The sequence below is a fragment of the Streptomyces sp. NPDC052036 genome, assembly GCF_040680495.1.
GTDB lineage: Bacteria > Actinomycetota > Actinomycetes > Streptomycetales > Streptomycetaceae > Streptomyces.
In genome coordinates this window covers 1-3,101 of record NZ_JBFAWW010000108.1, presented here as the reverse complement: position 1 = coordinate 3,101, position 3,101 = coordinate 1, and the positions used below count along the sequence as shown (strand labels likewise).

The window sequence follows — 3,101 nt, the reverse complement described above, 5'->3', positions numbered from 1 at the left end:
CGAGCGCGTTCCCGGCCGCGGCCGCGACCGCCTCGGCCACCGCCGCCAGCGCGGCGGAGTCCAGTTTCCACTGCTGCCAGTACAGCGGGACCTCCGACAACCGGTCCGCGGCCAGGTTCACCAGCCGACCCGCCCGCAGCAGCGGCCCGGCCTGCGGCTCGGGCACCAGACCCCACCCCATCCCGGCCACGACGGCGTCGAGGTACCCCTCCGACGTCGGGACGAAATGCCGCCGCGCACCGGCGCCTTCGGCGGTCCGCAGCTCACGCAGGAACCGGTCCTGGAGGTCGTCGCGCCGGTCGAAGGCGATGACGGGCGCGTCACCGATCACCTCGCGCAGCGGCACCTCGGGCCATCGGTGCAGCCACCGCTCGACGAAGTCCGGGCTCGCCACCGCCAGGTACCTCATCCGCCCCAGGCCGCGCACACTGCACCCCGCCACCGGCTCCGGTGACGACGTCACCGCGGCCATCACCCGTCCCTCACGCAGCAGCGTGGCCGTATGGGCCTCGTCCTCGCGGCGCAGTTCGAAGCAGATCCGCAGGTCCTCGGGCACCTGGGAGAGCGCCGGCAGGAACCAGGTCGCCAGTGAGTCGGCGTTCACCGCGATCGACAGCCGGGTCGTCTCCCCGGCGCCGGTCATTCCGAGGTCGGCCCGGGCTTCGCGCTCCAGCCGGGCGAGCTGACGCGCGAACCGCACGATCACCTCACCCGACTCGGTGGGCCGCACCGGCTTCGCCCGGGTCAGCAGCACCCGCCCGGTCCGCTGCTCCAGCGCCTTGACCCGCTGGCTGACCGCGGAGGGCGTCACATGCAGGACGCGCGCGGCCGCGTCGAAGGTGCCCTCGTCCACCACGGCGAGCAGCGTCCGTACCTGGTCCAGCGGAAGTTCCGGCATCACGAGCGCTAATGATACGTAAGAATCTTTAGCTGTACTTCGGACGTCCTGGTTCATAGCGTCCCGGGTCATGACCCACGCACTGACGGCCCTCGCCGCCGGATTCGCCACCGGACTGTCCCTCATCGTCGTCATCGGCGCCCAGAACGCCTTCGTGCTGCGCCAGGGCGCCCGTCGCGAGGCCGTCCTCGCCGTCGTCGGCATCTGCGCCCTGTCGGACGCGGCCCTGATCGCACTCGGCGTCGGCGGCGTAGGAGCCGTCGTCGTGGCCTGGCCCGGGGCACTGACCGCGGTCGGGCTGATCGGCGGCGCCTTCCTGCTGGTCTACGGAGTCCTCGCCGCCCGCCGGGTGCTACGGCCCTCGGCCATGGGGCTGGACGGCACCTTCGAGCGCTCCCGCAGGCGAGCCGTGCTCACCTGTCTGGCGATGACCTGGCTCAACCCGCACGTCTACCTCGACACCGTCTTCCTGCTCGGCTCCCTCGCGGCCGGCCACGGCTCGCTGCGCTGGACCTTCGGGCTCGGTGCGGCCCTGGCCAGTGTGTGCTGGTTCGCCTCCCTCGGCTTCGGTGCCCGGCTGCTCGGCCGCTTCCTGTCCCGCCCCTCCTCCTGGCGCGTCCTGGACGGCCTGGTCGCGGTGACGATGCTCACGACCGGTGGCCTGCTGATCACCGGAGCCTGAACTCGGTCGACCGGTGGGTCCCCGACGGCCGGGAGCGCGGGCCGATCGGTGATAGTGAACCGGGAATCAAAAGGTGTACTAAGCAGCTAGGAAGTCCGTGGACACGAGCGAGAGCACGACCGACAACGGAACCGACGGCGGAAAACGCGGCGGAACAGACAGCGGAACAGCGGCGCAGGACGACGGGCAGGACGGGGCGGGAGCGCAGGGGCGAGGGTGGCGCCGCTGGGCGATGGACACCCGGCCGCTGCGCCGCCCCGCCTACCGCCGCCTGTGGACCTCGACGATCGTCACGAGCGTCGGCAGCCAGCTGACCGCGGTCGCGGTGCCCAAGCAGATCTACGACATCACGGGCTCCTCCGCCTGGGTGGGCTACGCCAGTCTGGCGGGCCTCCTGCCGCTCGCGGTGTTCGGCCTGTGGGGCGGCGCGATCGCCGACAGCATGGACCGCCGCAAGCTCCTGCTGCTCACCAACTCGGGTCTCGCGGTCACGTCCGTGCTCTTCTGGGTCCAGGCCGCCATCGGTCTGCACTCGGTGTTCGTGCTCATGGCGCTGCTCGCTCTGCAGCAGGCCTTCTTCGGTCTCAACTCCCCGGCCCGCAGCGCCTCCATCGCCCGTCTGGTGCCGGCGGAGGAACTCCCGGCGGCGAACGCGCTCGGCTCGACCGTGATGCAGACCGGCCTGGTGGCGGGCCCCCTCCTGGCGGGCGTGCTGATCCCCGTGATCGGCCTGTCCGAGCTGTATCTGATCGACGCCGTGGCGCTGTGCGTGACGGTGTGGGCCGTGGTGCGGCTCCCCGCGCTGCCGCCCCTGTCGACGGCGGCGAAGACCAGCGCCGGCTGGCAGGCGATAGCCGACGGCTTCCGCTACATGTCGTTGCACAAGGTGCTGTTGCTGTCCTTCGTCGCCGACATCATCGCGATGGTGCTGGGCATGCCCCGGGCGTTGTTTCCGCAGCTCGCCGCCCACACCTACGCGCCCTACGGGGAAGGGCTCGCGCTCGGACTGCTGTTCGCGGCCATTCCGATCGGCGCCGTGCTGGGCGGCCTGATGTCCGGCACGTTCTCCCGTGCGCGCCGCCACGGCCTCATGGTCATCCTGTCGGTGATCGCCTGGGGCGCGGCCATCACCGGCCTCGGACTCACCACGAACCTCTGGGTGGCCGTGGTCTTCCTGGCCGCCGCCGGAGTGGCCGACATGGTCTCAATGGTCTTCCGCGGAGCCATTCTGCTGTCGGCCGCCACCGACGAGATGCGAGGCCGGATGCAGGGCGTGTTCACGGTCGTCGTCGCGGGCGGCCCGCGTCTCGCGGACGTCCTGCACGGCACGGTCGGCTCGGCCCTCGGTGTCCGCACGGCCATCGCCGGCGGCGGCCTGCTGGTCGTCCTCGCCACCCTCGTCCTCGCCCTCGCGACCCCGGCCCTGCGCGAGTACCGGATCTGACCAGGCACCGGTTCGGGGAAATACGGCTGTCGCGGGGGGGGGGGGGTGAGGGCGCGCCCCCCCCCCTTATTATGGTG

The 3,101-nt window shown here is 71.8% G+C and carries 3 protein-coding genes; 2 read left to right on the top strand and 1 reads right to left on the bottom strand.

Annotated elements, in window-relative coordinates:
* Positions 1–901 (bottom strand): LysR family transcriptional regulator ArgP (locus tag AB0L95_RS41995; RefSeq protein WP_365171923.1); only part of this gene is annotated, 901 nt, incomplete at its 3' end.
* A 67-nt stretch (positions 902–968) separates the two neighbouring features.
* Here AB0L95_RS41995 and AB0L95_RS41990 point away from each other — a divergent pair.
* Entirely contained in the window at positions 969–1,580 is a 612-nt protein-coding gene (locus tag AB0L95_RS41990; RefSeq protein WP_365171921.1) for a LysE family transporter, read from the top strand.
* A gap of 97 nt (positions 1,581–1,677) precedes the next feature.
* Complete coding sequence (locus tag AB0L95_RS41985) at positions 1,678–3,024, top strand: MFS transporter (RefSeq protein ID WP_365171919.1); 1,347 nt, start codon at positions 1,678–1,680, stop codon at positions 3,022–3,024.
* The last annotated feature ends 77 nt before the right edge of the window (positions 3,025–3,101 follow it).

What these genes read in the sequence shown, in the direction of transcription:
- AB0L95_RS41990 (WP_365171921.1), top strand. Translation starts at nt 969, where the DNA reads ATGACCCACGCACTGACGGCCCTCGCCGCCGGATTCGCCACCGGACTG.